Annotated in this window: 29 protein-coding genes; 16 read left to right on the plus strand and 13 right to left on the minus strand. The window is 73.2% G+C overall.

What is annotated here, in order from left to right; genetic code table 11:
- The first annotated feature begins 74 nt into the window (after positions 1-74).
- The 7 genes from ACIBIW_RS22495 to ACIBIW_RS22525 all read left to right on the plus strand — a co-directional run bounded on the left by ACIBIW_RS22495 (position 75) and on the right by ACIBIW_RS22525 (position 9,251).
- The gene (locus tag ACIBIW_RS22495; RefSeq protein ID WP_399338738.1) at positions 75-1,292 is read left to right on the plus strand and encodes an isochorismate synthase; all 1,218 of its coding nucleotides are present in this window, start codon (positions 75-77) and stop codon (positions 1,290-1,292) included.
- Entirely contained in the window at positions 1,289-2,959 is a 1,671-nt protein-coding gene (locus tag ACIBIW_RS22500) for a (2,3-dihydroxybenzoyl)adenylate synthase (protein WP_399338739.1), read from the plus strand. The genes ACIBIW_RS22495 and ACIBIW_RS22500 overlap by 4 nt, the downstream gene beginning before the upstream one ends.
- Before the next feature lie 13 nt (positions 2,960-2,972).
- Positions 2,973-3,605, plus strand: a complete 633-nt coding sequence (locus tag ACIBIW_RS22505) for an isochorismatase family protein (RefSeq protein ID WP_399338740.1) — start codon at positions 2,973-2,975, stop codon at positions 3,603-3,605.
- A gap of 6 nt (positions 3,606-3,611) precedes the next feature.
- Entirely contained in the window at positions 3,612-3,842 is a 231-nt protein-coding gene (locus tag ACIBIW_RS22510) for a phosphopantetheine-binding protein (RefSeq protein WP_399338741.1), read from the plus strand.
- Entirely contained in the window at positions 3,839-7,759 is a 3,921-nt protein-coding gene (locus tag ACIBIW_RS22515) for an amino acid adenylation domain-containing protein (RefSeq protein WP_399338742.1), read from the plus strand. The genes ACIBIW_RS22510 and ACIBIW_RS22515 overlap by 4 nt, the downstream gene beginning before the upstream one ends.
- Positions 7,756-7,962, plus strand: a complete 207-nt coding sequence (locus ACIBIW_RS22520; protein WP_399338743.1) for an MbtH family NRPS accessory protein — start codon at positions 7,756-7,758, stop codon at positions 7,960-7,962. Before ACIBIW_RS22515 ends, ACIBIW_RS22520 begins: the two co-directional genes overlap by 4 nt.
- A 239-nt stretch (positions 7,963-8,201) precedes the next feature.
- A complete protein-coding gene (locus ACIBIW_RS22525; protein ID WP_399338744.1) occupies positions 8,202-9,251 on the plus strand; it encodes a YncE family protein in 1,050 nt (349 codons plus the stop codon).
- A 108-nt stretch (positions 9,252-9,359) separates the two neighbouring features.
- Here the strand turns inward: ACIBIW_RS22525 and ACIBIW_RS22530 are convergent, their stop codons facing one another.
- Positions 9,360-9,950 carry a TetR/AcrR family transcriptional regulator gene (locus ACIBIW_RS22530; RefSeq protein WP_399338746.1) on the minus strand — a complete coding sequence of 197 codons (591 nt, stop codon included), beginning with the start codon at positions 9,948-9,950 and terminating at the stop codon, positions 9,360-9,362.
- Between the two features lie 133 nt (positions 9,951-10,083).
- On the opposite strand from ACIBIW_RS22530, the gene ACIBIW_RS22535 reads away from it, so the two are divergent.
- On the plus strand, positions 10,084-10,818 hold the full coding sequence (locus ACIBIW_RS22535; protein ID WP_399338747.1) for an SDR family oxidoreductase: 735 nt from the start codon (positions 10,084-10,086) through the stop codon (positions 10,816-10,818).
- Positions 10,819-10,862: 44 nt separating this feature from the next.
- Here ACIBIW_RS22535 and ACIBIW_RS22540 read toward each other — a convergent pair whose 3' ends face one another.
- The gene (locus tag ACIBIW_RS22540; protein ID WP_399338748.1) at positions 10,863-11,816 is read right to left on the minus strand and encodes a phosphotransferase family protein; all 954 of its coding nucleotides are present in this window, start codon (positions 11,814-11,816) and stop codon (positions 10,863-10,865) included.
- A 110-nt stretch (positions 11,817-11,926) separates the two neighbouring features.
- Positions 11,927-12,691, minus strand: a complete 765-nt coding sequence (locus tag ACIBIW_RS22545) for an SDR family oxidoreductase (protein ID WP_399338749.1) — start codon at positions 12,689-12,691, stop codon at positions 11,927-11,929.
- Positions 12,692-12,874: 183 nt separating this feature from the next.
- Between ACIBIW_RS22545 and ACIBIW_RS22550 the strand changes: the two genes are divergently transcribed.
- Complete coding sequence (locus ACIBIW_RS22550) at positions 12,875-13,516, plus strand: TetR/AcrR family transcriptional regulator (protein WP_399338750.1); 642 nt, start codon at positions 12,875-12,877, stop codon at positions 13,514-13,516.
- A gap of 112 nt (positions 13,517-13,628) precedes the next feature.
- On the opposite strand, the gene ACIBIW_RS22555 is transcribed toward ACIBIW_RS22550, so the two are convergent.
- From ACIBIW_RS22555 to ACIBIW_RS22570, 4 genes are all read right to left on the minus strand, one after another.
- The gene (locus ACIBIW_RS22555; RefSeq protein WP_399338751.1) at positions 13,629-14,045 is read right to left on the minus strand and encodes a signal peptidase I; all 417 of its coding nucleotides are present in this window, start codon (positions 14,043-14,045) and stop codon (positions 13,629-13,631) included.
- 126 nt (positions 14,046-14,171) lie between these two features.
- Positions 14,172-14,927, minus strand: a complete 756-nt coding sequence (locus ACIBIW_RS22560) for an ALF repeat-containing protein (protein ID WP_399338752.1) — start codon at positions 14,925-14,927, stop codon at positions 14,172-14,174.
- 164 nt (positions 14,928-15,091) lie between these two features.
- Entirely contained in the window at positions 15,092-16,315 is a 1,224-nt protein-coding gene (locus tag ACIBIW_RS22565; RefSeq protein WP_399338753.1) for a hypothetical protein, read from the minus strand.
- Between the two features lie 132 nt (positions 16,316-16,447).
- A complete protein-coding gene (locus ACIBIW_RS22570) occupies positions 16,448-16,930 on the minus strand; it encodes an ATP-binding protein (RefSeq protein ID WP_399338754.1) in 483 nt (160 codons plus the stop codon).
- A 90-nt stretch (positions 16,931-17,020) separates the two neighbouring features.
- Here ACIBIW_RS22570 and ACIBIW_RS22575 point away from each other — a divergent pair, with 90 nt between their 5' ends.
- Positions 17,021-17,929 carry a helix-turn-helix domain-containing protein gene (locus ACIBIW_RS22575; protein WP_399338755.1) on the plus strand — a complete coding sequence of 303 codons (909 nt, stop codon included), beginning with the start codon at positions 17,021-17,023 and terminating at the stop codon, positions 17,927-17,929.
- A gap of 31 nt (positions 17,930-17,960) precedes the next feature.
- A complete protein-coding gene (locus tag ACIBIW_RS22580; protein WP_399338756.1) occupies positions 17,961-18,146 on the plus strand; it encodes a DUF397 domain-containing protein in 186 nt (61 codons plus the stop codon).
- Positions 18,147-18,170: 24 nt separating this feature from the next.
- Here the strand turns inward: ACIBIW_RS22580 and ACIBIW_RS22585 are convergent, their stop codons facing one another.
- Complete coding sequence (locus ACIBIW_RS22585; protein ID WP_399338757.1) at positions 18,171-18,710, minus strand: TetR/AcrR family transcriptional regulator; 540 nt, start codon at positions 18,708-18,710, stop codon at positions 18,171-18,173.
- Positions 18,711-18,820: 110 nt separating this feature from the next.
- Between ACIBIW_RS22585 and ACIBIW_RS22590 the strand changes: the two genes are divergently transcribed.
- Positions 18,821-19,318, plus strand: coding sequence for a nuclear transport factor 2 family protein (locus ACIBIW_RS22590; RefSeq protein WP_399338758.1), 498 nt, complete (start codon positions 18,821-18,823; stop codon positions 19,316-19,318).
- A 39-nt stretch (positions 19,319-19,357) separates the two neighbouring features.
- On the opposite strand, the gene ACIBIW_RS22595 is transcribed toward ACIBIW_RS22590, so the two are convergent.
- Positions 19,358-19,948, minus strand: a complete 591-nt coding sequence (locus ACIBIW_RS22595; protein WP_399338759.1) for a TetR/AcrR family transcriptional regulator — start codon at positions 19,946-19,948, stop codon at positions 19,358-19,360.
- 104 nt (positions 19,949-20,052) lie between these two features.
- Between ACIBIW_RS22595 and ACIBIW_RS22600 the strand changes: the two genes are divergently transcribed.
- On the plus strand, positions 20,053-20,988 hold the full coding sequence (locus ACIBIW_RS22600; protein WP_399338760.1) for a ketopantoate reductase family protein: 936 nt from the start codon (positions 20,053-20,055) through the stop codon (positions 20,986-20,988).
- A gap of 181 nt (positions 20,989-21,169) precedes the next feature.
- Here the strand turns inward: ACIBIW_RS22600 and ACIBIW_RS22605 are convergent, their stop codons facing one another.
- From ACIBIW_RS22605 to ACIBIW_RS22615, 3 genes are read right to left on the minus strand one after another with little or no spacing between them, the layout of a single operon-like run.
- Positions 21,170-21,850: an alpha/beta fold hydrolase gene (locus ACIBIW_RS22605; protein ID WP_399338761.1), complete on the minus strand. Its 681-nt coding sequence runs from the start codon at positions 21,848-21,850 to the stop codon at positions 21,170-21,172.
- Between the two features lies 1 nt (position 21,851).
- Positions 21,852-22,994 (minus strand): FAD-dependent monooxygenase, encoded by a 1,143-nt coding sequence (locus ACIBIW_RS22610; RefSeq protein ID WP_399338762.1) that lies wholly within the window; start codon positions 22,992-22,994, stop codon positions 21,852-21,854.
- A complete protein-coding gene (locus ACIBIW_RS22615; protein WP_399338763.1) occupies positions 22,991-23,164 on the minus strand; it encodes a hypothetical protein in 174 nt (57 codons plus the stop codon). The genes ACIBIW_RS22610 and ACIBIW_RS22615 overlap by 4 nt, the downstream gene beginning before the upstream one ends.
- Before the next feature lie 92 nt (positions 23,165-23,256).
- On the opposite strand from ACIBIW_RS22615, the gene ACIBIW_RS22620 reads away from it, so the two are divergent.
- Positions 23,257-24,141 (plus strand): LysR family transcriptional regulator, encoded by an 885-nt coding sequence (locus tag ACIBIW_RS22620; protein ID WP_399338765.1) that lies wholly within the window; start codon positions 23,257-23,259, stop codon positions 24,139-24,141.
- 129 nt (positions 24,142-24,270) lie between these two features.
- On the opposite strand, the gene ACIBIW_RS22625 is transcribed toward ACIBIW_RS22620, so the two are convergent.
- The gene (locus tag ACIBIW_RS22625) at positions 24,271-24,636 is read right to left on the minus strand and encodes a DoxX family protein (protein ID WP_399338766.1); all 366 of its coding nucleotides are present in this window, start codon (positions 24,634-24,636) and stop codon (positions 24,271-24,273) included.
- A gap of 107 nt (positions 24,637-24,743) precedes the next feature.
- Here ACIBIW_RS22625 and ACIBIW_RS22630 point away from each other — a divergent pair, with 107 nt between their 5' ends.
- Both ACIBIW_RS22630 and ACIBIW_RS22635 read left to right on the plus strand, forming a co-directional pair.
- A complete protein-coding gene (locus ACIBIW_RS22630) occupies positions 24,744-25,121 on the plus strand; it encodes a winged helix-turn-helix transcriptional regulator (protein WP_399338886.1) in 378 nt (125 codons plus the stop codon).
- Positions 25,122-25,600: 479 nt separating this feature from the next.
- On the plus strand, positions 25,601-26,407 hold the full coding sequence (locus tag ACIBIW_RS22635) for an SAM-dependent methyltransferase (protein ID WP_399338767.1): 807 nt from the start codon (positions 25,601-25,603) through the stop codon (positions 26,405-26,407).
- Positions 26,408-26,465 lie beyond the last annotated feature (58 nt).

The raw sequence follows: 26,465 nt of genomic DNA on the forward strand, positions 1-26,465 counted from the left end.
CCCCGAGGGCGCACCCAGGACCCGGCCCCGACCGACCGCCGCCGACCGCGGCCCGCCCCCTCTCGGAGACAGCCATGCCCACCCCCGTGCGCGAACCCGAAGTCCCCGCCTCCGCCTCCCTGGTGCCGCCTTCCGAGGCCCCCGGCACGGCGGCCGCGCTCCTCGACGCCTACCGGCCGGGCGAGGACCGCTTCCTGGCGACCCCGTACCGCACCCTCCTGGCACACGGCACCGCCGCCGAGGTGCCGGACGGCGCCGAGCCGCCCGCGGTGCGGGTCAGGGCCGCGCTCGACGCGCGCCGCGCGGCCGGTGACCCCGCCCCCGTCGTGATGGGCGCGCTGCCGTTCGACCCGGCGGCGCCCGCCGCGCTCGCCGTGCCGCGCACGGTCCGCCGCGCTCAGCCGCTGCGCGAGGACCCCCTCGTCGCGCTGCCGGGCGCCGCGCCCGCCGCCGTCGACTGGCGGGTGCGCGAGGTGCCTTCGGCCCGCGCCTACGGTGACGCGGTCGCCGCGGCCGTGGCCAGGATGCGGGCGGGCGAGTTCGCCAAGGTCGTCCTCGCCCGCACCCTGGAGCTGACCAGCGACACGGAGCCCGACCTGCCGGCGATGCTGGGCCGGCTGGCCCGCCGCGACCCGTCCGGCTACACCTTCGCGGTGCCCAGCGGCCCCGGCCGCACCCTGGTCGGCGCCAGCCCCGAGCTGCTGGTCTCCCGCACCGGCGGGCGGCTCACCGCCAACCCGCTCGCCGGGTCCGCGCCCCGCTCCGCCGACCTCGCCGAGGACGTGCGGCGCGCGGCGGCGCTGCTGGAGTCGGAGAAGGACCTGCACGAACACGCCGTCGTCGTGGACGCGGTGCGCGCGGCCCTCGCCCCGTACTGCACCCGCCTCGACGTGCCCGAGCGGCCCACCCTGGTGCGTACGGCCGCGATGTGGCACCTGTCGACCACCGTCACAGGCGACGTCGCACGGCCGGACGCCACCACCGCCCTCGACCTGGCCTGCGCGCTCCACCCCACCCCCGCGGTGTGCGGCGCGCCCACCGCGCTGGCGCGGCGGGTCATCGCCGAGTCCGAGCCGTTCGAGCGGGGCGCGTACACCGGCGTGGTCGGCTGGCAGGACGCCGCGGGCGACGGCGAGTGGGTGGTGACGATCCGCTGCGCCGAGGCCGAGGGCCGCACCCTGCGGCTGTTCGCGGGCGCGGGCGTGGTCGCCGGGTCGTCCCCCGAGGCGGAGACCGCCGAGACCGGCGCCAAGTTCCGCACCTTCCTGAGCGCCGTGGGGGCCTCGCTGTGAGCGCCGACGCGACCACCCCGGGGCTCGACTCCCCCACCTGGCCCGCCGAGTTCGCCGCGCGCTACCGGGCGGCCGGGTACTGGCGCGGGGAGACCTTCGGCGGTGTGCTGCGCGAGCGGGCCGCCGCGCACCCGGACCGTATCGCGCTCGTCGACCCCGCGCCCGTGCGCCGCACCTGGACCTACCGCGAGCTGGACGAGCGCGCCGACCGGCTGGCCGCCGGGTTCGCCGCGCGCGGCATCGGCAGGGGCGACCGTGTCGTCCTCCAACTCCCCAACACCGGCGAGTTCGTCGAGGTGGTCTTCGCGCTCTTCCGGCTCGGCGCGCTGCCCGTCTACGCGCTGCCCGCGCACCGCGAGACGGAGATCTCCTACTTCTGCTCCTTCACCGAGGCCGTCGCCTACGTCGTCCCCGACCGGCACGCGGGCTTCGACCACCGCGCCCTGGCCTCGAAGGTCAAGGCGGAAACCCCCACCCTGCGCGAGGTGTTCGTGGTGGGCGACCCCGGGGAGCACACCGCACTCGCCGACGTGCCCACGCGGCCCGCGGCCCTGCCCGCGGGGCCCCTGCCGCACGAGGTGGCGTTCCTCCAGCTCTCCGGCGGCACCACGGGCCGCCCCAAACTCATCCCGCGCACCCACGACGACTACCTGTACTCGCTGCGCGGCTCCAACGAGATCTGCGGCGTCGACGCCGGCACCCGCTTCCTCGTGGTGCTGCCCGCCGCACACAACTTCCCGATGAGTTCGCCCGGCTGGCTCGGCGTGCTGTACGCGGGCGGCACCAGCGTGCTGTGCCCCGCGCCCGACCCGGACACCGCGTTCCCGCTGGTCGAGTCCGAGCGGATCACGATGACGGGCATGGTGCCACCGCTCGCCCTGGTGTGGACGGACGCGGCGCCCGGCAGCCGGTACGACCTCTCCAGCCTCGGTGTCGTGCTGGTCGGCGGCGCCAAGTTCAGCGAGTCCGCGGCCCGCCGCCTCGAACCCGCCCTCGGCGCACGTCTCGTGCAGGTCTTCGGGATGGCCGAGGGCCTGGTCAACTACACACGGCTCGACGACGACACGGAGACCGTCGTCACCACACAGGGCCGGCCGATCTCCCCCGACGACGAGGTCCGCGTCGTCGACGACGACGACCGCGACGTCCCCGAGGGCGAGTTCGGGCACCTGCTCACCCGGGGCCCGTACACCATCCGCGGCTACTGGCGCGCCCCCGAGCACAACGCACGCTCCTTCACCGCGGACGGCTTCTACCGCACGGGCGACATCGTCCGCCGCACCCCGGGCGGCCACCTGGTCGTCGAGGGGCGCGCGAAGGACCAGATCAACCGGGGCGGGGAGAAGATCGCGCCGGAGGAGGTGGAGAACGTCATCCTCGCCCACCCGGCCGTGCACGACGTGTCGGTGGTCGCGGTCGACGACGCGTACCTCGGCGAGCGCACCCTCGCCTATGTCATCCTGCGCCGCGGCGCGCAGCCGCTGCGGCCCGCCCATGTCAAGCGGTTCGTGCGCGAGCGCGGCATCGCCGCCTACAAGGTCCCCGACCTCGTCGAGTTCGTCGACGCCTTCCCGCACACCGGGATCGGCAAGGTCAGCAAGAAGGGGCTGCGCACCACCGCGGCCACCGCGGAAGCCCGCCCGCGGCACGACACCCCGCAGCACTGAGAGGCCACCCCCCATGGCACTTCCCGCCATCGCCCCCTACCCCCTGCCGACCGCGCACGAGCTTCCCGCCAACCGGGCCGCGTGGACCGTGGACCCCGGCCGTGCCGTGCTGCTCGTCCACGACCTGCAGAACCACTTCCTGCGCCCCTACCCGTCCGCGGAGCAGCCGCTGACCGGGATGCTGGCGAACTGCGCCCGGATAGCCGACGCGTGCCGACGCGCGGGCGTGCCGGTGGTCTACTCGGCGCAGCGCGGCGGCCAGACGCCCGAGGAGCGCGGGCTCCAGCTCGACTTCTGGGGTCCCGGCGCCGCCGACGACCCCGAGGCCCTGGCCGTGCCGGAACAGGTCGCCCCGGCCGCCGGGGACACCGTCCTGACCAAGTGGAAGTACAGCGCGTTCGTCCGTACCGACCTGGAACGGCTGATGCGCGGTCAGCGGCGCGACCAGCTCGTCGTCGTCGGTGTGTACGCGCACATCGGGGTGCTGATGAGCGCGTGCGACGCGTGGATGCGCGACATCAGGGCGTGGGTCGTCGCCGACGCCGTCGCGGACTTCACCCGCGAGGACCACGACATGGCGCTGCGCTGGGCCGCGGGCCGCTGCGCGGTCGTCACCACCACCGACACGCTCCTGAAGGAGATCTGAGCCGCGATGCCCCTCACCCTGGACCAGATCCGCCGTGACGTCGCCGACTCGCTCGGCGAGGACCCGCGGGACATCCCCGTCGACGAAAACCTGGTCGACTACGGCCTCGACTCCGTGCGCATCATGGCGCTGCTCGAACGGTGGCGCCGGGACCACGGGGTGGCGGCGGCCTTCGTCGACCTCGCCGAGCGTCCCGCGCTCGACGCGTGGGCACCGCTGCTGGGGGCGGCCGTATGACCGCGCTGCTCACCGGCGGACCGCCGTCGGGGCCCCGGGACTCCGACGGGCCGCTGCCGCTGACCGCCGCCCAGTCCGGCATGTGGTACGCGCAGGCGCTCGACCCGCTGAGCCCCGCGCAGAACACCGCGGAATGCCTGGAGATGGACGGGCCGCTCGACCCCGGTGTCTTCGGGGCCGCGCTGCGGCGGGTGGCCGAGGAGGCCGAGACGCTGCGGGTGCGGTTCGAGGACACCCCGGGGGGCCCGCGCCAGTACGTCGTGCCGGGCGCCGCCGCGCCGCTCACGGTGCTCGACCTGCGGGATTCCCGTGACCCGGCCGCCGAGGCCGACGCGTGGATGCGCCAGGACCTGGCGCTGCCCCGGGACCTGACGTCGGGTCAGCTCGTCGGGCAGGCGCTGCTGCGGACCGCGGACGAGCGGTGGCTGTGGTACCAGCGTGTCCACCATCTGGCCATCGACGGCTTCGGCTACTCGCTGCTCGTGCGCCGCACCGCCGAGGTGTACTCGGCGCTCGTACGGGGTCGGGAGCCGGGCCCGAGCGGCTTCGGGACGCTCGCCGAACTGGTCGCGCAGGACGCCGAGTACCGTGCCTCCGACGCGTTCGCGGCCGACCGGGAGCACTGGTCGCGGCTGCTCGCCGACCGGCCCGGGGCGCCGCACCTCGCCGGGCGCGGCGCACTGCCCTCCCGTACGTTCCTGCGCCGCACTGCGTACCTCGGCCCCCGTACCACCGAGGCCCTGCGGGAGCTGGCCGGGCGGTTGCGCGCCACCTGGCCCGAGGTGCTGGTCGCCGCGCAGGCCCTCTACACCTCACGGGCCGCGGGGCGCCGCGACGTGGTGCTCGGGCTGCCGATGATGGGCCGCATGGGGTCGGCGGCGCTGCGGGTGCCTGGCATGGTGATGAACGTGCTGCCGCTGCGGCTCGACGTGCGCCCCGGCGCGACCTTCGCCCGGCTGGTGCGGCAGGTGGTGCTCGGCGTCCGCGAGGTCCGCCGCCACCAGCGGTACCGCTACGAGGACATCCGCCGTGACCTGGGGCTCCTCGGCGAGCACCGCGCCCTGGTGGGGCCGCTCGTCAACACCATGCCCTTCGACTACGGGGCGGACTTCGCGGGCGTCCCTGCCAGGGCCCGCAACCTGTCGGCGGGTCCCGTGGAGGATCTGACCGTCAACGTCTACGACCGCGCCGACGGCCGGGGGCTGCGCGTCGACCACGACGGCAACCCGGCGCTGTACTCCGCGGACGACCTCGCCGCGCACCAGGAACGCTTCCTGCACCTGCTCGGGCGGCTCGCCGACGGCGACCCCGGGGCGCCGCTGGCCGCCCTCGGCATCGCCACCCCGGACGAACGGGCGCTGGTCGTCGGGGAGTTCAACCGCACCGGGCGCGAGCTGCCGCACACCACGCTGGTCGGCCCGATCGAGTCACGCGCCGCCCGCAGCCCCGGGGCGCCCGCCGTGGTGTGGGGCGACACCACCCTCACGTACCGGGAGCTGAGCGACCGCGCCAACCGCCTCGCCCGGCACCTCGCGACGCTCGGCGCGGGGCCAGGCGCGGTGGTGGCGGTGTCGGTGCCCAGGTCGGCCGACCTGGTGGTGGCGCTGCTCGCGGTGGTCAAGTCGGGCGCCGCCTATCTGCCCCTCGACCCCGACTACCCGGCGGAGCGCCTTGCGTACATGCTCGGTGACGCCGCCCCGGTGTGCGCCGTCACCGACCGCACGGGCCGGCTCCCCGACACCGCGGGCGTGCCGCTTGTGGTGCTCGACGGGCTCGACGTCAGCGCCTGTCTGCGGGTCGACCCGCCGCGCGCGCTCACCCCCGCGCACCCGGCGTACGTCATCTACACCTCGGGTTCGACGGGGCGACCCAAGGGGGTCGTCGTCTCGCACGGGGCGATCGACAACCGGCTGCGCTGGATGCAGGACCGGTACGGACTGGAGCCGGGGGAACGGGTGTTGCAGAAGACCCCGTCGTCGTTCGACGTGTCGGTGTGGGAGTTCTTCTGGCCGCTGCGGGTGGGCGCCACCCTGGTCGTGGCGGAGCCCGGCGGCCACCGCGACCCCGACTACCTGGTCCGGGTGATCCGCGAACAGGCCGTGACCGTCTGCCACTTCGTGCCGTCGATGCTCCAGGTGTTCCTGGCCGCCGAGGGCGTGGCCGGGTGCACGGGTCTGCTGCGGGTGTTCTGTAGCGGCGAGGCGCTGCCGCGCGAGACCGCGACCGCCTTCGCGCGCGCCCTGCCGGGGGTGGAGCTGCACAACCTCTACGGGCCGACCGAGGCCGCCGTCGACGTCACCCACCACACCTGCGCGGCGGACGGCACGGGCCCGGTGCCGATCGGGCGGCCGGTGTGGAACACCCGTCTCCATGTGCTGGACGCGGCGCTCCAGCCGTGCCCGCCCGGTGTCGCGGGCGAGCTGTACCTCGCGGGCCGCCAGCTCGCCGACGGGTATCTGGGCCGCCCCGAACTGACCGCGGCCCGCTTTGTCGCCGACCCGTTCGGCCCGCCGGGCTCGCGCATGTACCGCACGGGCGACCTGGCCAGGTGGACGCGGGACGGCGAGGTGGAGTACCTGGGACGTACCGACTTCCAGGTCAAGCTGCGCGGCCAGCGCATCGAACTCGGCGAGGTCGAGGCGGCGTTGGCGGCGTGCGCCGGGGTCGAGGGGGCGTGCGCGGTGGTCCGCGAGGACGGCGGGCAGCAGCGCCTCGTCGGGTATGTCACGGGCGGCGCCGACCCGGCGGCGATACGGACCGCGGTGGCCGGGGAACTGCCCGAGCACATGGTGCCCGCTGCGGTGGTGGCGCTCGGAGAGTTCCCGCTGAGCCCCAGCGGCAAGCTGGACCGTGGGGCGCTGCCCGCCCCGGTGTTCGCGGGCTCCGGCGCCGGGCGCGCCCCTGCCCCCCGCGAGGCGGCGCTCGCCCGGCTCTTCGCCGACGTGCTCGGCGTGCCGGGGGCAGGCCCCGACGACTCCTTCTTCGACCTCGGCGGCACCTCGCTGCTCGCGGTGCGTCTGGTGGCGCGGGTGCGCGAGGAGACGGGCGCGGAGCTGACCATAGGCTCCCTCTTCGAGTCGCCGACACCGGCCGCCCTCGCCGCGCGGACGCGGGGCACGGGCCCCGGCGGGGCGGACGCGCTCGACGTGGTGCTGCCGCTGCGCCGCGGCGGGCGTGCGGTGCCGCTGTTCGTGTTCCACCCGGCGGGCGGCATCGCCTGGTGCTACGCGGGCCTCACGGCCAGGCTCGGCCCGGGGCAGCCGGTGTACGGACTCCAGGCACGGGGCCTGGTGCGTGACGAGCCGCTGCCCGCGACCCTGGAGGAGGAGGCCGCCGACTATGTGGCGCGGCTACGCGCGCTGCGTCCGCACGGCCCCTACCGGCTGGCGGGCTGGTCGGTGGGCGGGGTGCTGGCGCACCATGCGGCCGTCCTGCTCCAGGAGGCGGGCGAGGAGGTCGACCTGCTGGCACTGCTCGACGCCTTCCCCTCCGAGCAGTGGCGGGAGCGGCCCGCGCCCGAGGAGGGCGACGCGCTCACCGCGGTCCTCAGGATGGCGGGCTTCGAGCGGACCGTGGAGGAGGACCGCGCCGGAGTCCTCAGAACGCTGCGCGCCGCGGGCAGTCCGCTCGCCGGGCTGCCGGAGCGCACCCTCTCCCGGATCGTCGACATCGTGCCCAACCACGCCCGGGTGATGCGCGAGCACCGTCACCGGGTGTTCCGCGGCGACATGCTCTTCTTCACCGCCGCGGCGCCGCGCGCCGAGGACTGGCTCACCCGGGAGGCGTGGCACGCCCATGTGCGCGGGGAGGTCGTCAACCACGATCTGGACTGCACCCACCCGGCGATGCTGCGCGACGCCAACCTCGACCGGATCGCCGCCGTACTGGCAGCCAGGCTCGGGGAGTTGGACGGATGACGGCGGGTCAGGGCCCCTTCGAACCGGACCCGGCGGGCGGCGACGGGGCGGACGGCGGCACCCATCTGGTGCTGGTGAACGCGGCGGGCCTGCTCTCCCTGTGGCCGGTGTGGCGGGCGGTGCCCGACGGCTGGACGGTCCGCTCGGGGCCCGCGCCGTACGACACGTGCGCGGCGGCGGTGGGATCGGCCCCTGGGGTGTGAACCCGGTGAACCACGTCGTCGTCCCCGGAGCGCGCCAGGACAGCGGGCAGCCGACGGACACCGCCCCTCCCCGCCCGCTCCCGGCCGCCGTGGCGGGTCGTGCCCGACTGCCCGCTCGTACCGGTGCGTTGTGGCGAGTGCCACACAGGAGAGCCCGGAAAAGTTAGGTAAGGCTAAGCTAAGTTGACGTTGTTCGCGCCTCACTCCGAGACGCCTGGAGCCAAGGAGACTGACGAGACATGACCTCACCCACCCGCTCCCCCCACCGGATCATCGCGACCGCCGTCGCCCTCGCCGCGGGCACCGCGCTCGTCCTGACCGGCACCGCGACGGCGAACGCGACACCGAGAACGCAGGCCGACGTGTCGGTGCCGGTCACCGCGGGCCTCTACCAGTCGTCGTACTCCGCGCGGAACGACGTCCTGTGGGCCACCGCCTCGGCCGGCCGTGGCGCGGAGGCCACCTCCTCGCTCCTGAAGCTCGACCCGAAGACGCTCAAGGTCGAGGACGCGTACACCCCGCCCGTGACCGACCCGGACACCGGCGCCCTCGAATCCGTCTACGGCGTGGCCGTGGACGACGAGCACAACACGGTGTGGACCACCAACACCACCGACGACTCGGTGGCCGTCTACAGCCAGAAGACCGGCGCGCACCTGGCCACGCTGCCGGACGTGGCGCACGCCCGCGAGGTCGTCGTCGACGAGGTCCACAACACCGCGTGGGCCAGCGGTTTCGGCGACGGCACGATCGTCGGCTTCGACACGAAGACGTTCAAGGAGAAGAAGCGCGTCACGGTCGACGACTCGCAGCCCACGGGGCTCGCCGTCAACCGCCTCACCGGCACCGTCTACGCGACCGACCTGGGCGGCGACCGGATCATCGCCCTGTCGCCCTGGTCCAAGAGCCCGCGCCTCATCCCGACCGGCGAAGGACCGATCTCCATCGCGCTGTCCGCGACCGGTCTTACCGCCTACACCGCCGACCAGTCCGGCGGCACCCTCTCCGAGGTCAACCTGCTGACCGGCAAGGTCGCCAGGACCGTCCCCACCGGCGAGGGCCCGCTCTCCGTCGCCACCGACGCGGGCTCGGGACGGGTCCTGGTCGCCAACCGCACCGCCGCCACCGTCTCCGTGGTCGACCCCTGGAAGGGCAAGGTCGTCAAGACCATCACCACCGGCGCCAACCCCAACCACGTGGAGACCGCGCACGGCGTCGCGTACATCGCCGCCAAGTCCGCGGCCGGTCCCGCCGGCGAGGACACCATCCAGCGTGTCAACCTCCGCTGACACTCCCCACACCGCCGCCCCAGGCCCCTCCCCGGCCCTGGGGCGGCTCCCGTCTCGGCGGCACACCCCCGGCCGCGCCGGGCGCACCGCGCACCGGGGCCCGCACCCTCACCCTTCGGGGAGCCGTGGCGGTGCGGGCCGCAGCCCGTCGAGGGTGAGGTCGAGAAGGCGTTCCGCCTGGTCACGCTGCTCGGGCCGCGCAGAGGTGAGGGCGATGCCGGCGAGGGCGGCGAACATGTCGGCCGCCCGGATGTCGGAGCGCAGGGCACCGGCGGCCGTGCCCGCCGCCATCAGCGTCGAGATGGCGTCCTGGATCATGTCGCGGCTGTGGCCGTAGGGGTCGCCCCCCGAGGCGACGACGGCCCGCAGGGCGTCCGCCATGCCGAGCTTGGCGGTGGCGTAGTCGACGAAACGGCCCATCCAGGCCCGCAGCGCCTCCCGTGGCGGCAGCGCCGCCAGCAGGTCGGGCACGGCGTCGCACAGCCGCGCCACCTCGTTGCGGTAGGCCGCCTCGATCAGGATCTCGCGGGTCGGGAAGTTGCGGTAGAGCGTGCCGGTTCCCACGCCCGCCTCCCGCGCGATCCGTTCGAAGTGGGCGTCAAGGCCCTCGTCGCTGAACACCCGCACCGCGGCGGCCAGGATCTTCTCCCGGTTGCGCCGCGCGTCGGCCCTCAGCGGGCGTTCCGTCTCCCGTGCCATCGAACGGCTCGCTCCCTCGTCCCCGTTTGCTAAGTGGAGGCGCACCCACTTACGGTGGGGTCAACCGGCGGCGCCTCCACTTCCACTGTAGACGGCCGACGCGCTGCGCCCTTTTTCACTTTCGGAGGATCTCATGTCGGGAATCGAAGGCAAGGTCGTCGTGATCACGGGGGCCAGTAGCGGGATCGGCGAGGCGACCGCGCTGCTGCTGGCCGGGCGGGGCGCGAAGGTGGTGCTCGGCGCGCGTCGCCCTGAGCGCCTTGAGGCGCTGGCCGCCCGTATCGGGGAGGCGGGCGGCGAGGCCGTCCACGCGCGCACGGACGTGCGGCGCAGGGCGGACCTGTCGCGCCTGGTCGGGCTGGCCCGCGAGCGGTACGGCAGGGTCGACGTCCTCGTCAGCAACGCCGGGGTCGGGCTGATCTCCCCGCTCGACGAACTGCGGGTCGAGGACTGGGAGGAGATGATCGACGTCAATCTCAAGGGGGTCCTGTACGGAATCGCCGCGGCGCTGCCCGTCTTCCGGGAGCAGGGCTCCGGGCACTTCGTGCACACCGTGTCGACGGCGGGGCTGCGCGTGGTGCCGAGCCAGGCGGTGTACGCCGGGACCAAGAACGCGGTCCGCACGCTCTCCGAGGGCCTGCGCCAGGAGGCCGGTGACAGCCTGCGCGTCACGGTCGTCTCGCCGGGTGTCACCCGCACGGAGTTCACGGACGCCATGGCTCCGGAGATGAAGGCCCAGATCCTCGACAGCATGGGCGACATCGCGATGCCGCCCGAGGCGGTCGCCCGCGCCATCGCCTTCGCCGTCGAGCAGCCGTCGGGCGTCGACGTGGGCGACATCGTCGTCCGGCCCACGGCGCAGGGCTGAGCCGTGGCCGCGGGGCCGTCGGCAGGTGGTGCGGGGCGCCCGCTTCAGGCGGTGAACACGGCGTTGCGGCGCAGTTGTGCCGCACACCAACGGAAGTGCCCGTCCCGCTCGTCGAGGCCGAAGAGGTCGTACGTGGTCAGGGCGTACGCGGCCCGGTAGGCGGTGAGAGTCGTCGGCGGGTACGCGAGTTCCCTGGCGAAGAGCGCGGTGAGTTCCGCGGTGTGCTCCTCGGCGTACGGCCCGTACATGTCCCAGACGGCGGCGGTGACGGCGGCCTCGAAGGCGGGGTCGCCCGCGGTCGTGCAGAAGCCGAAGTCGAGCACCGCGACGGGCCGTCCCGACGTGTCGACATGGATGTTGGGCGGGACGAGGTCCCCGTGGACCGCCGTCACCGGAGCGTCGGGGAGTGCGCGCAGCGCCCTGCGCGTGCGGGCGACCCCCGCCTCGAAATCGGGCACGCGGGCGGCCAGGGCGGTGCCGTGCCGGGCCGCCGCCCGGCCGACCAGGGCGGCGAGCGCGTCGCGGAAGCAGTCGTGGTCCCGCCACAGCGGACGGTCGTCGCCCTGGACGGTCAGCCGGCGCATGGCGTCGGTGCCGGGCACGGAGGCCAGGCCCCGCAGGACGCCAAGGAGCGCGTCGCTGTGCCGGGTGGGCAGTTCCCGCTCGTGGTCCGTGTGCGCGAAGTCGCCCCCCATCGGCTGTCCCGGCAGCTCACGCTCGTACGTGACCAGGACGCCCCCGTGGTCCTCGACGTCGAGGATCTCCGGGGTGGCGAAGGGCAGCGGGTGCCGCGCCAGGTCCGCGTACACCCGGCGGGTCAGATCGAGGTCGGCAGGCGGCCGACCGCTCCAGACCTTGGCGGCCCGCCCCTCCCCGAGCCCGTAGACGACGCCTTCGACACCGGCGCCGATACGGCGGACCCCCGTATGCCCGCGTCCGGCGAAGTACGCGGGCCAGGGGTCGGAGGGCGGTGTTTTCTCCTCCGGGATGTTCTCCATCCGCGTATTAGACCAGCGGCCGCGGCGGTGCCCACCACGGTTTTCCCGGCGGCCCGTGGTGCGCCGCGTACGGCCGGGGAATCGTGATCGGGTGCTCGTCCTCTCCCGGGTCAGAAGCCCTGGTCGGTGGGGCGGATCACGATCTCGTTGATGGCGCGGCGGCGCGGGCTGGTGGCGATGTAGGCGACCGCGTCGGCGATGTCCTCGGGGTGGAGCTTCTCGACACCGTCGAAGCGCTGGTTCTCCACCTCCTGGGCGTGTTCCTGCTGGTGGCCGAAGAGTTCGGTGTCCACCGCGCCCGGTTCGACAACGGAGAAGCGCAGGTTGTGGGCCGCGTACTCCTGGCGCCACGCCTCGGTGGCGGCGGTGACGCCGAACTTGGTGGCGTTGTAGACCGCGACCGTCGGGGCGGCGTAACGGCCGGCCACCGAACTGATGTTGATCACATCGGCGACCCGGCGTTCCGCGCTCCCCGCGGCGTCGAGCAGATGCGGCAGGGCGGCCTTGACCACGTACATCACGCCCTTGACGTTGACGTCGACCATCTGGTCCCACTCGTCGAGGCGGGCCCGCAGCGAGTCGCCGTTGAGCATGACGCCCGCGGCGTTCACCACGATGTCGAGGCGGCCGAGGCGCTCGACGATCTCGGCCACCGCGGCAGCGGCGGCGTCCGCATCTGTGACATCGGCGGAGACGACCAGCGCCCGGCCGCCCTGGTCGGCGACGAGGTCCGCCAACTCCTCCACCCGCTCCTTGCGCCGGGCGACGAGCGCGACGGTCGCGCCCTCCTCGGCGAGCCTGAGGGCCGTCGCCCGGCCGATGCCGCTGCTGGCGCCGGTGACGAGCGCCACAGTGGACTGCAATGTACTGGCCATATCTCTGCCCTCCTCGGGCATAGTCGCTGCTCACCCTCAATGTGTGAAGGCTCTTACTTTCCTTAATGTAAGAGGGCTCTAGCAGTAAGTCAAACGTCGACGCCGGGTGGACGATGGGAGGTGGCCGGGCCGCCGTGGCAGGATGTAAGATGTCTCTTACATTGAGGGAGAGGGGACGCAGCCGTGCCGAAGCGCAGCACGTACCACCACGGCGATCTGAAGGCCACCCTGGTCTCGACCGCGCTACGGCTGATCGCCGAAGAGGGGATCGCCGCGCTCTCCGTGGCGGAGGTGGCCCGTCGCGCCGGTGTGAGCACCGCGGCTCCCTACCGCCACTTCGCCAGTAAACAGGCGCTGCTCATCGCCTGCGCCATCGCCGCGGCGGGGACCCTCACCGAGCAGATGACGCGCGCCCAGGAAGAGTTGCCACACCACGAGGACGGGTCGGCCGATCCCGTCGAGGCCACGGCGGTGTCGGCGGCCGCCTACGCCCGGTTCGCCGCCGAGAACGGCTCGGGGCTCGACCTGATCTTCGCCCCCGAGTTGCAGAACGCCGGGGACACGGACCTGCTGCAAGCCGGGCGCGGCGTGATGGACGCCCTTCTCCCCTCGGCGCTTGAGGTCACGGGCGGGCACGCGCGCGACGCGCTTGAGCTGCTTGAGCGGCAGATCGCCGCGGCCCACGGCTACGCCGCGCTGCTGCGCAGCGGCTTCCTCAGCCGCCGCCACCCGACGATCGACGACGTCGCCTCCCACGCGGCGGCCATCGCCAGGAGCCTGGCCCGTGAAGCACGGCAGGCTGCACGGGCGGACCGGCAGGGCTGACACTACGGGGCGGTTGACACCACGGGACGGTTGCCTTCGGGCCGCACCCCTGTCGCGCCCGCGAGTTCCGGTAGCCCGCGTTGCCCCTCCGCGCCGGGCTCCGCGCCTGCCCTTATGCCCGCGGGTCCGTCCCCTCGGCCGGTGCCGTGCCGCCCTCCTCCGACCCCTCGTCCACCGCGTAGCCGGGTACGGAGGGCCAGCGCACGGTCAGGACGACCGACTCCTCCTCCGCGATCCAGGAGTGGTCGACCCCGCGCCCCCACACCACGTAGTCGCCCTGGTGCGCCAGGAGGACGCTGCGGCCGGGGAGTTCGACGCGGAAGCGGCCGCTGACGAGGACGAGCAGGGCCGTACGCTCCTCGCCCTCCACCCACCGTGCCCGCGTGTCGCCGCGCGGGTGGACACCCCACTTGACCTCCACGGCCGCGCTGTGGCGCGGATCTCCCGGGTCCTTGAAGTGGCCGAGGAGCCACCCCCGGTCGAGTGCCGCGTCCCGGCCCGCGTTGCCCACGTACACGCTGTCGTCCACGGGCGGGACTCTAGAGGGTCGACCGGGGGATCTGCGCGAGGGCGCGACGCCCGCCGTGCCCCGGTGGGGGGCGTGTGCGGTGGCGGGGGTCGCGCCCTGGTGGGCTGAAGGGCCGGGCGGCCGTGTCTAGTTCTCGACCTCGTACTGGCCCGTCACGCGGAAGTACCGCAGCGCCTCGGGGGAGCCGTCGTCGAGGGCCGCGTTGGCGGCGGCGCGCAGGGCGGGGGTGATGTCCGGGTCGGCGAGCATGCGGGCGATGTAGACGGCGTCGTCCTCCGCCTGGGCGAGCCGGTACCCGGTCTGCCGGAAGGCCCGTGCCGCTTCCGGGGTGTTGGCGTCGAGAGCTTCGTTGACCCCCGCGATGACCGCCCTGTCACCGGCCTGCGTCGCCAGATAGAGCAGACGGGAGATCGCGACCCGGTCGTCCTCGAACTGGGCCTTCGCGTACCCCGTCTCCAGGAACGCCCGCGCCGCTTCCGGGGTGTTGGCGTCAAGGGCTTCGTTGACCCCCGCGATGACGGCTCTGTCACCCGCCTGCGTCGCCAGATGGAGCAGACGGAAGAGTGCGACCCGGTCGTCCTCGAACTGGGCTGCCGTGAAACCGGTCTTCAGGAACGTACGCATGTCCTCCACGGTGCCGTCGAGGGCCCTGTTGGCCTCCCGGACGACCGCCACACCGTCGTTCTCCGCGAGGATGTCGGCTATCGCGGCGCGCAGTTCGGCCTCCGTCATCTCGTCCACCGGCTTGTCGGACGACGCCGCAGCCGAGGCCGCGGCCCTGGGCGGTGCCGAGGGGCCGGCGGCGAACGCCGGGGCGCTGAGCAGCAGCGCGGGCGTGAGTGCGGTGGCGGCGACGAACAGCGCGGCGCGGGTCGGTCTCATGAGTGTGTGCCTCCAGGGGCGTACAGCGGGCGAGACGGCTCTCACCTCTCGTGCACCAGAAATACATACTTTATCCACAGGGTGGCCCTGTTCCCACCCTCAACTCTCCCCACCCGCGCCCCGCGACACCCTGCGGCACCTCGGAAGACTCCGGCGGGGCCGGCTCAGGAGCGGGCCGCCGTGGCGGGCGACGCCCCTTCAGGAGCCGGGGCCCGAGCGGGAGCCGACACGGGGACGGCCGGGGCTGCGGGGGTACGGTCGGCGGTGGTGGCGCCCTCCTCGGCCGCGCCGCCCGCCGCTCCCCAGGAGATGTCGGGCAGCCGTATCTCGTAGCCGAGGCGTCGGCTCAGGGAGCGGCACACCGGGACCAGCAGGGCGACGGCGAGCACCGCCAGCGCCTCGGTGGCCACACCGCGCGGCGCGAGGAACGCGGCGGCGGCGAGGATGGCGGCCGCCAGGCCCAGTTGGGCCCCGACACCGGCCAGTTGGACACCGAGCGGCCTGCGTGCCTCCTCTTCCTGTCCCCCGTCGGCCGCCGACGTCAGCAGCGCCGGGTCCACGAAGCCGAGCCCGTCGCGGGAAGGCCGGGGGCGGCAGCTATAGCGCAGGGCGCTGGATATCAGCTCCGCCAGCGCGCGCCGGGTGGCCTGCGCCTTCTCGCGGTCGTCCTCGGCGAAGTTCAGCTCATGGTTTCCGCGGAGGATGTTGCGCACCAGGAGGTCCGTCAGCTCCGCCGAGGCGCGCGACGATCGCGCCCCCGCCTCGCGCGACTCGTGCCGTGCCTGGTCGCGCAGGGCGCGGCAGAGGCGGTTGAGCGCGTACGCGCGCGCTTCGAGTCTGGTCTTCTTGCCCGTGACACCCTCGCCGAGCAGCAGGGTCTCGACGGCGGCCACGGCACGCATCGCCGCGGTGCCGGAGGCGTCGGAGCGGCGGACACCCCAGTCGTCGAGGATCGCGGGCAGCGCGGAGGGCAGTATGAGCGCCACCGTCGCGAGGAACCAGACGCCCATCTCCGCGGGCTCCGGGCCCGACCGCGTCTCCAGTCGACAGACGGCCGCGATGATGGCCGCCACCACGCTCCCTACCGGAACCGACAGCAGCAGCGACGCGAAGGTACCGCCCACGGTCCGCCACCGTATCCGCTCGGCCAGGCTCTCGCGGTCCGGCAGATGCCGCGGTGCGACGCCGGCTTCCGACAGCGCCGCCAGCACGCGCCCGGCACGGCGGGCCGCGCGTCGGCGGCCGATGAGCCTCAGCAGGGGCATCCTGCCGACGATGCTCCCGGGCACCCTCGACCGTGTCGTCCCCAGGGCATACACCATCACCCCGGCGAGCGCCCAGCACTCGAACCAGAGGGACGCCACCGTCAGAAACTCGGTCCTGGTCATGGCGCACACTCTGCCAGCCACCACTGACAATCCGCCCTGACCTGGGGCGATCCCGCCCCCACGGCACCGCCGGGTGCAACACCCCGGGATCGCCGCCGTTTTGCTCCGGGCCGCCTCACGGCCCCGGCCCGGCTATGTGACGGTGAACTGGCACCAGACGGTCTTCGTGTACGGGGTTTTGGAGTACACCCCCCAGTGGTCCGACAGCGCCTGCACGATCAGCAGTCCGCGCCCCGAGTCCGCGAGCGGTTTCGCCTCCGGCGCGGCGCCGGGGGTCGCGGGGCGCGCCTCGGGGCAGGCGTCGGTGACCTCGATACGCAGCGTGCGGGCGTCGTCGAGCAGCACCATTCCCAGGCGGAAGTCCCGCCCGGGAACCCGCCCGTGCGTGACCGCGTTGGCGGCCAGTTCCCCGACGAGGTGACCTGCGGTCCGCGAGGGCCGCGCGTCGTGGGGCCAGCCCCAGACGGCGAGTTGCCGCACGGCGAGATGCCGCACGAGACGGGCCGCTTTGCGGGTGCCGGGCAGTTGGACGGTGAAGGTTCCTTCGGAATCGGTGAGCATGGCGTCGCTGCGTCCTGTGAAGGCAGTGGGGGGAGGTGCAATCTCCGTGTTCATGCGACTCAGCGTCGCCCGAGATGAGTACCTTCCTGCGACGGAGCGCAAGTACCTGGCGAGAATGTACGGGCTCGCAAGGATTCTGTACTGGTGGGAAAGCGCAACGCCTTGCCTCTTTCCGGCGTTGAGTCAGGAACGACAGGAGGAGGTGCCATGGGAATGGGAGGACCAATCCCGCCCACATGGGACGACGATGAGGACGTGTCGCCGGTGCTCCGTATGGCGGGCAGAATCATCAAGACATGGCGCGACCGGGCGGGACTCACTCAGTCTCAGCTCGGTGATCGGATCGGCTACAGCTACGAGCAGGTTGCTTCCGTCGAACAGGGGCGCCGGGCCCCGAAGGAGGACTTTCTGACCGCTGCGGACGACGTTCTGCGGGCCGAGGGAACGATCAGTGCCCTGACGGAGGATGTGGACAAGGCCAAGTATCCGAAGAAGGTCCGCGACCTTGCCAAATGGGAGGGACGCTCCGTGGAGATCCGCGCCTATACCAACACCACTCTCAACGGCCTTCTGCAAACACCGGACTACGCGCGGGCCGTACTTGAGGCTCGAATGCCCCGTTACGAAGACGCGGAAGTGGAGAACCTGTTGGCCATGCGCATGGCCAGACAGCGGATCATCGACCCGGCCAAGGCCACGCCGATCTTCCACTTCGTGCAGGACGAGATGTCGTTGCGGCACCTCATCGGCGGAAGAGACGTCATGCGGGCACAGCTCGAACACGTGCTGGAGGTGGTGCGCCTCAAGAACGTGGACGTCCAAGTCCTCCCCATGACCATCGAAGACCATCCTGGGCTGGATGGCCCTTTCAAACTCATGCGTCTGCAAGGCGGCGACGTCCTGGCGTACAACGAAGTCCAACGCACTCACCGACTGGTCTCCGATCTCTATGAGATCCGCATGCTGGAGATCTGCTACGGGGCGATCCGGAGCAACGCTCTCCCCGTGAAAGAGTCAGTAGCCTTGATCGAGAATGTCGTTGCAGACCTCTGAGGCAGCTCCCCGACGCACAGGCAGGCAGACGATGATCACCGACCAACAGCTCGACTGGCACAAGAGCAGCCACAGCGGCGGGGAAGGCGCGGACTGCGTAGAGGTGGCCCACACCCCCGTGACCACCCGCGTCCGCGACTCCAAGAACCGGTGCGGTTCCCAACTCGCCTTTCACGCCCACCCCTGGCACACCTTCCTCCGGCACCTGAAGCCCTGAGGCAGTCACGCCGGGCGGGGGGTTTCACGTCAGGCCCGACAGGATCACGTCGATGGCCCGGGAGAGCGTCCGCGGAGGCGTCCTCATCGTCGCCGTTACCTGGGCCAGGCCCCGGATCAGCAGGTACACCTCCTCCACCGTCGCCGAAGGCCGTACCACCCCGGCCTGCTGCGCCCTGCGCAACGCCTCGCCGACCGCGTCCTTGAGGCGGTCCGAGGCGGCGGTGGCGCTCGTCGGCAGGCCCTGGCCGTCCGAAAGCCTCGCGGCGAGCGTCAGTTTCGTGGCGCCCGTCTCGATCATCGTCCGTACGAGCGTGCGCCAGGCCGTGGCCGGGTCGGTCTCGGCGGCCAGGGTGTGGGCCCGCTCGGTGAGCTGGTCGAAATGGCGCAGCAGCGCGGCCTCGATCAGTTCTTCCTTGGTCGGGAAGTGCCGGAAGACCGTCGCGATGCCGACACCGGCCCGCCGGGCCACCTCCTCGGTCGAACCGGCCGCGCCCTGCGCGCCGAAGACCGCCTCCGCCTCGGCCAGGATGCGCTCCCGGTTCTCGCGTGCGTCCTGTCGCATCCCGGACAGCAGCCCCCTTCTTCCCGTTCGGCTCCGGCACCGACTTTAACCGAAGTCCGGACTTCGTTACGCTGAACGGAGTCCAGACTTCGTTTGTTCAGGGGGAAGCCATGCCGTCACGACCGTCCGCACCCGCCGACGTCGTCCGCGCCGTCGCCGCCGGGGTCAGCCGCCTCGTCAGCGCCGACCTCACCGAGCGGGAACGGGAGGACCAGCTCGACCGGCTCGCCGGCTACTACGCCGAGCGGACCGATGTCAGGCACCCCTTCGCGCCCACCGGGGACACCCCGCTGCGCACCCGCGCCGAGCTGCGCGGGCACTTCGCGGACGCGCCGGGCGCGGCGCGCGGGGTCGAGCGGTTCGAGCCCGTGGGGCAGGTGCACGAGACCGGGGACCCGGAGGTCGTCGTGTACGAGTTCCGCTATGTGGGGTCGGCGGGCGGCGCCCCGTTCTCCGTACCGTGTGTGTTCGTGGTGCGGGTGCGGGACGGGCTGATCGTCGAGTCGCGCGACTACGGCGACCATGTGGGCATGGCGCGCGCCTTCGGCAGGCTCGGCGACCTGGCCGCCGCGCTGGCGGCCGACTCCGCGTCGGCGCGGTCGCGTTGAGACGGTTGCCGGGGTGCGGGCGTCGGCACCGGGGGGCCGTCAGTGCTCGTGCCGGACGGCGTCGCCGGGGGGCCTGCGGAGTCCGGCCACCAGGAGGGTGACCACGTCCTCGGCCTCGGCCCGCCAGTCGGGGCGGTCGCGGGCCGCGCCGATACCGTGCAGCGCCATCATGACGGCACCGGCGCCCACGTCGTCGCGGACGGTGCCGTCCGCCACGGCGGCCGCGACCAGGTCCCCGACGGTGCGCTCCAGCGCCCTGCTGCCCTCGGCGAGGGCGTCGGAGCCGGCGGCCATCAGTGCGGCCAGCGTCCTGGCGAGGCCCTGGTGGGCGTGCATGTGGTCGACCATGCCCCGCAGGAACGCCGCAAGCGCCTCGTCGGGAGGCAGCGTGTCCCGCAGCCGTCCCGCGCGGTCGCGCAGGGTGGCGATCTCCTCGTCGTAGACCGCCGCGGCCAGCGCCTCCCGGGTGGGGAAGTGGCGGTACAGGGTGCCCGTGCCGACACCGGCCAGGCGGGCGAAGTCGTCGAAGCGCAGGTCGTAGTCGCCGGTCTCGAAGACCTCCCGGGCCGTGGCGATCAGGGCGTCGCGGTTGCGCCGGGCGTCGGCGCGCAGCGGCTTTGCGGCGGTCATGCACTACCTCCCGTTGACAAACGGAAACCATCTCCATATTTTTGGCAAGTGGAGACGATCTCCAGTTCCACAGTATCGCAGAGAGGTGTGCCATCAAGATCCTGATGTTCGGCCGCGGCGTGATCGCCACCGTGTACGGCTGGGCCCTGGAACGGGCCGGGCACGACGTCGAGTTCTATGTACGCCCGGGCCGCGCGGCGGCGTACGGGGAGGCGGTGGGCCTCGATCTGCTCGACACGCGCCGCCGGGTGCGGGGGCGGCGCGTCGTGGAGAAGTGGCCGGTGCGCTTCCGGGAGGAGTTGGAGGCCGGACACGGCTACGACCTGATCGTGCTGAGCGTGCAGCACCACCGGCTCGCCGCGGCGGCCGAGTTCCTGGCGCCGCACGTGGGCGCGGCCACTGTGCTGGTCTTCGGCAACGTGTGGGACGAGCCCCTGGACGCGGTCGGCGCCCTCCCCCGCGACCAGGTCGCCTGGGGCTTTCCGCAGGCGGGCGGCGGCTTCGGCGAGGACGGGGTGCTCCATGGGGCCGTGCTGCCCTCGGTCGTCTTCGGCACCTTCGGGCGGCCCCCGACCGAGCACGAGCGCGCGGTGCGCCGGGTGTTCCGCGAGGCCGGGTTCCGGCCGCGGGAGCAGCGCGACTTCCGCGGCTGGCTGTGGCTCCACTTCGTGGCGGGGGCCGGTCTGAACTCGCGGGGGCTGCGGCGGGGGTCGTTGGCCACGCTGGCGGGGGCGAGGGGCGACCTGCGCGAGGCGCTGCTGACCGGCCGTGAGCTGCTGCCGCTCGTCGCGGCGCGCGGGGTGGACCTACGGCGCCATCGGGCCAGTGTGCTCGCGTTCCACGCGCCCGCCTGGCTGACCGCCCCCGCCCTGGCCTGGCTGACCGTGCACTTCGCCCCGGTGCGGACGCTGTTCGCGGCGCAGTCCGACCCCGGGGCGGAGGAGCCCCGTGAGATCTGCCGGGACACCCTGGCGGAGGCGCGGCGGCGGGGCGTGCCGGTGCCCCGGCTTGAGGCGGCGGAACGGCACTTCGCCCGCTGAGAACAGGCCGACCGCTCCCCCTTCACTGAGCACTGCCTGACCACTCCCCTCCGCGGAAAACGGCCGAGCACTCCCCCTGCCCCTCCTCTCCCCCGGTCGCACCGGGTTCGTTCGGCGGGGCTCAGTCAAGCCGGGCCGCCACCGCCGCGCTGTCCCTGACGTGGGTGACGGCAGCGGTTCCTCAACTCTCCTCGTCCGACAGGGAACCCAGCAGGATCGCCAGCAGTTCGTCCGGGGCGTCCCGCATGATGTTGTGGCGGGAGTCCAGGGGGTGCACGTGCCAGGCCGGGTCGTCCTTCAGCCGACGGTACGTGGGCTCGAACGGCGAACCGGTGGGCCAGTCGGTGGCGTAGACGTAGTCGCGGCGGCGGAACCGGCCGGGATCACCGGTCAGCCGCACCGGCTGGGTGAGCGAGGCGAGCGGGTGGGGGGTGGCGCGCGGGTCGAAGAACGGGAGCGGTCTGACGCCGTGTCCCGTCTCGTCGACGTCCTGGTACCAGGCGCGCTGCTCGTCGTTGGTCATCCGCCAGCAGGAGTCGCCGTCGGCGGGCACGAACGCGTCGAGGTAGACCAGTGAGTCGACGCGTTCGGGCACCCGGTCGGCGACCGCGCTGATCACCGTGCCGCCGTAGCTGTGGCCGACCAGTACCGCGTTCTCGATGCGTTCGGTGGTCAGATGGGCGACGACGTCCTGGATGTGGGTGTCCAGGTTGACTCCGGCGTGCCGCAGGTGTGCGCGTTCGCCGAGCCCGGTCAGGGTGAGCGGGCGGGCGTCGTGTCCGTGTCGGCGCAGCCGCTCGCACACGTCGTCGAAGCACCAGCCGCCGTGGCAGGCGCCGGGGATGAGGACGAAGGTGGCCATGTCAGTCTCTCCTGGGTGCGTCGGCGGTGGTGGTTCGCCGGTAGTCGTCGGTGATCCTGGCGAGTTCCGGTCCTGACCGTATGTGCCAGGTGCGCTGCATTCCGCGGCCCGCGTCCACGATCGCCGCCGTGGCGGTACGCCGTGCCTGTTCGTAGCGGGCGAGGCCGCCCGGCAGGTCGCGGAAGAGTTCGTCGGCGAGCACGCGGGCGTCGATGACCGCCTGGGACGCGCCGTTGGCGCCGACCGGGTACATGGGGTGGGCGGCGTCGCCGAGCAGGGTGACCCGGCCGGTGCCCCAGTCCGGCAGCGGGTCGCGGTCGACCATGGGGTATTCGAGGAGCCGCGTGTGGTGCCCGATGAGGGCGGGCACGTCCAGCCAGCCCAGGTCCCAGTCCCCGAAGTGGGCCAGCACCTCGTCGACGTCGCCCGGCTGGTTCCCGTTGGCGTCGCCCGGCAGCGGGCCGCCAGGGGCGGTCTGCACCTGGGCCACCCAGTTCACCGTGGTGGGGCCGATCGGGTAGGCGATCAGTTCCGTGCCCGGGGCGCCGCGTGCGATCACCATGGACCGGCCGGTCAGGAACGGCCCGGTCTCGGTGACCCCGCGCCACATCCGCACCCCGGACCAGAGCAGCGGGTCGGGGCCCGGGTGCAGCGCGCGGCGCACCGCCGAGTGGAGCCCGTCGGCGCCGATGAGCGCGTCGCCGGTCAGCTCCCCGCCGGGCACCCGGACCACGACCCGGCCGGGGTCCTGGTCGAAGCCGAGCAGGGGGGTGCCGGTGCGTACCGCGTCGGGGCCGAGCCGGTCGCGTACCGCGTCCAGCAGGAGCAGTTGCAGTTTGCCGCGGTGGAGGGAGTACTGCGGCCATGCGTACCCGGCGGCCAGGCCGCGCGGCTCGGTGTGGAGGATGGCGCCGGTGCGGTCGCAGTACACGTTCTCCGCGGTGGCGACGCCGATCCGGGCCAGGTCCTCGCCGAGGCCGAGGTCGATCAGCTCGCGTACGGCGTGCGGCTGGACGTTGATCCCGACGCCGAGCGGCCGCAGGTCGCGCACGCTCTCCAGCACCGTCGAGGCGATACCGGCGGAGTGCAGGGCCAGGGCCGCGGTCAGGCCGCCGATCCCGGCCCCCGCGATGATCACGGTCACCGTGCGCCCCGCGGTTCCGCCCGGTCACCCGCGCCGGTCCTGGGGCAGTGGGCCCGCCACCGGGCCCCGGCCCCGACCGCCGGGCAGTCGTCGGCGCCGTCCGGGGCCGGTCCTTCGAGGTCGTCGAGGGTACGGACCGGTTCCCGGTCGGCGGTGGTCGGTGCGCTCATGGCGGGCTCCTCTCTCCTGGCACCCTCCACTCTGCGCCGATCCGATCTAGAAGGCCAAGAAATAGTTGGTCTAGTGACTAGAATTTCTGGTTATGGAACTGCGTCAGTTGGAGTACTTCGTCATGGTGGCCGAGGAGCGCAACTTCACCCGCGCCGCGGACAGGGCGCACGTGGCCCAGCCCGGGGTGAGCGCACAGATCCGCCGACTGGAGAGGGAACTCGGCCAGGAACTGCTCGACCGGTCGGCGCGCACGGTCCGGCTGACCGAGGTAGGCGCGGCCGTACTGCCCTACGCACGGGCCGCGCTGGCCGCGGTGGCGGGCGCGCGGGAGGCGGTGGCCGAGTTCACCGGGCTGCTGCGCGGGCATGTCGCGGTCGGCACGGTGACCTCGCACGAGGTGGATCTGCCCGGCCTGCTGGCCGGTTTCCACCGCGACCACCCGGCCGTCGAGATCACCCTGTCCGAGGGCAACTCCGACGACCTGCTCGCCGGTCTGCGCAGCGGCGACCTGGACGCGGCGATCGTCAGCGTGGGCGCGGACCGGCCGGACGGCGTCGGCCTTGAGGTGATCACCGACCAGTCGATCGTGGCCGCGGTCTCCCCGGACCACGAACTGGCCGCGCACGACACCATGCCGCTGGACACGCTGCGCGGCCGGAATCTGATCAGCCTGCCGCGCGGCACCGGGCTGCGCGCCCGGCTCGACGAGGCGTGCGCCGCTGCCGGGTTCGCACCGAGGATCGCGTTCGAGGCCAGCGACCCGAACCACCTGGTCCAACTGGCCGCGCACGGCCTGGGAGCGGCGATCCTGCCCGGCGACTTCGCCGCGGCCAGGGCCGACCGGCTGCACTCGATCGCCATCCACCAGCCGCCGCTGCGTGGCCGACTGGTGTTCGGCTGGCGCGAGTCGGGGCCGGGCAACCCGGCGGGGCGGGCCTTTGTGCACCGCGCCAGGCAGGTGCTGTTCCGGCGGTAGCGGTGCACGGGCGTCGCTGGCGTCGGCGACCGGCTCGCCCAGTCGACCGGGTCCTTGGGCCTCGACCGATCCGGCACCTGACCCCCCGGTTCCCACGCGGCGCACACCCCCTCACCGGGGCGCGTATGCCTAGAGCCAAGTCGTTCCCAGCCAGACGAGCGCCCCCGCCGCCGCGAGCAGGGCGATGTTGAGGCCGATCAGACGGGCCTCGCCGCGGGAGAGGTGGAGGGTGATGCCGCCCACCTGGATCAGGGCGAGGCCGACCGCCGCCGCGACGGCGAGCCGGGCGGCGATGCCGGTCAGGGGCGGCAGTACGAGCCCCGCGGCGCCCAGGATCTCCAGGGTGCCGATGAGGCGGACGGCGGGCAGCGGGACGCGGTCGACCCAGCCCATCATGGGGCGCAGCGCCTCCCGGTCCTGGAGGACCTTCTTGCCTCCGGCGTACCCGTAGAACACCGCGGTCAGCGCGGCGACGATCCAGTATGCGACGGTCACAGGGGCCCCCAGCTCGATGGTTACCATCCGTAAGTGGGCTCATGATGGGTCACCGCGAAGAGGCTTACAAAAGGCACACGGATGTGCGTGAGACACCGGGGGACGGCATGTGGCGGTACCGGCACACCTGCATGATCCGGGGCGACGAGGGGCGGACCGTACGCGCCGTGCTCGACCGGATCTGCGACAAGTGGACGCTGCTGATCGTGGCGACCCTCGACCGCGAGCGGCTGCGCTTCGGCGATCTCCAGCGGCAGATCCCCGGCATCTCGCAGCGGATGCTGACGCTGACCCTGCGCAAGCTGGAGCGCGACGGACTGGTGTCGAGGACGGCGTACGCGGAGGTGCCGCCGAGGGTCGAGTACGCGCTGACGGAGACCGGGCGCAGCCTCATCCCGCCCGCGCTCGCCCTGGCCGACTGGGCACTTGAGCACATCGCGGACATCGAGGCCAGCAGGGCCGCCTACGGCGAACGCAAGAAGTGAGAGAGCCAGCCGGAGCCACCACCCGGCGCCCGAGCCGCCCCCACCACCTCCGCCGCCCCTCGCCCGCAGCCACACCCAACACGCCCGCCACGCCCACCGCCTCCGCCTCCGCCTCCGCCGAGCAGCACACACCGCCGACAGCCACGTCCGCAGACCGCCAGCACCGTGCGCCACCGCCCGCCCGCATGGCCGTATGACCTCGACGACCACACCCGCCAAGGCCCCCGGCCAGAACCCCTCCCCCGCCTCCGCGCCGACACCCCGGGCCCCCTTCCGGCCGCACGCCCCTGCCCGCCGCGCTCGCCGAGCCCGGAGTGGTGGAGGTGCACAGCAGGAACATCGAGTGCGGCGGACGGCTGACGCCCGGTTAGCTGACTGCCAGCCACATGGGGGGGCGGGTGCGTCGGAGTGGGTGAACACGGTCGACGGGTGCGGGAGTTGCCTGGCCCCGGCGCCTCACCGTGTGTGAAGCTCTCACCATGAGCGTTCCTCCCGATGACCTCAAGGCCAGGCTCCAGACCGACCGCCCCCACTCCGCCCGCGTGTGGAACTTCCTGCTCGGAGGCAAGGACAACTACCCGCCCGACTCCGAGATCGGGGAGATGATCCTCAAGACCTTCCCCGAGTTCACCGCCGTGGCGCGGCTCCAGCGGCACTTCCTCGCCCGCGCCGTGCGCTATCTGGTGGGCACCGTCGGCATCCGGCAACTGCTCGATGTCGGTACGGGCCTGCCCACCGCCGACAACACCCACGAACTGGCGCAGCGCATCGCGCCCGAGAGCCGGATCGTCTACGTCGACAACGACCCGCTGGTGCTCACTCATGCGCGGGCGCTGCTCAAGAGCGCCCCCGAGGGGGCCTGCGCGTATGTGGACGCCGATGTGCGCGACCCCGGGCGGATCATCGAAGAGGCGAAGAAGACCCTGGACTTCAGCCGGCCCATCGGGCTGACCATGGTGGCGATCATGGGGCAGATCTCCGACGAGGAGGACCCCACCGGGATCGTGGACACCCTGGTGTCGGCGCTGCCGTCCGGAAGCTATCTGGCGCTGAGCGACGGCACCGACACCAACGAGCGGCTGAAGGCGGCGGTCGCGGCCTACAACAGCGAGTCGGTGAACACCTACCATCTGCGCTCCCTCGACCGGATCGGCGAGTACTTCCACGGGCTCGAACTCGTCGAGCCGGGAGTGGTGCCCACCGCCGAGTGGCGGCCCGACCTCTCCACGTCCATCGAGGTCGCGGGCGGCGGGCACGCCGGGAGCGGGGTGGCGCGCAAGCCGTAGCCTGTGGGCAGGCCCGCCGCGACGGCGCGGCCGCCGACGAGGCCGCGGTGACGGCCGG

Source organism: Streptomyces sp. NPDC050560 (genome assembly GCF_044457285.1).
Taxonomy (GTDB): Bacteria; Actinomycetota; Actinomycetes; order Streptomycetales; family Streptomycetaceae; genus Streptomyces.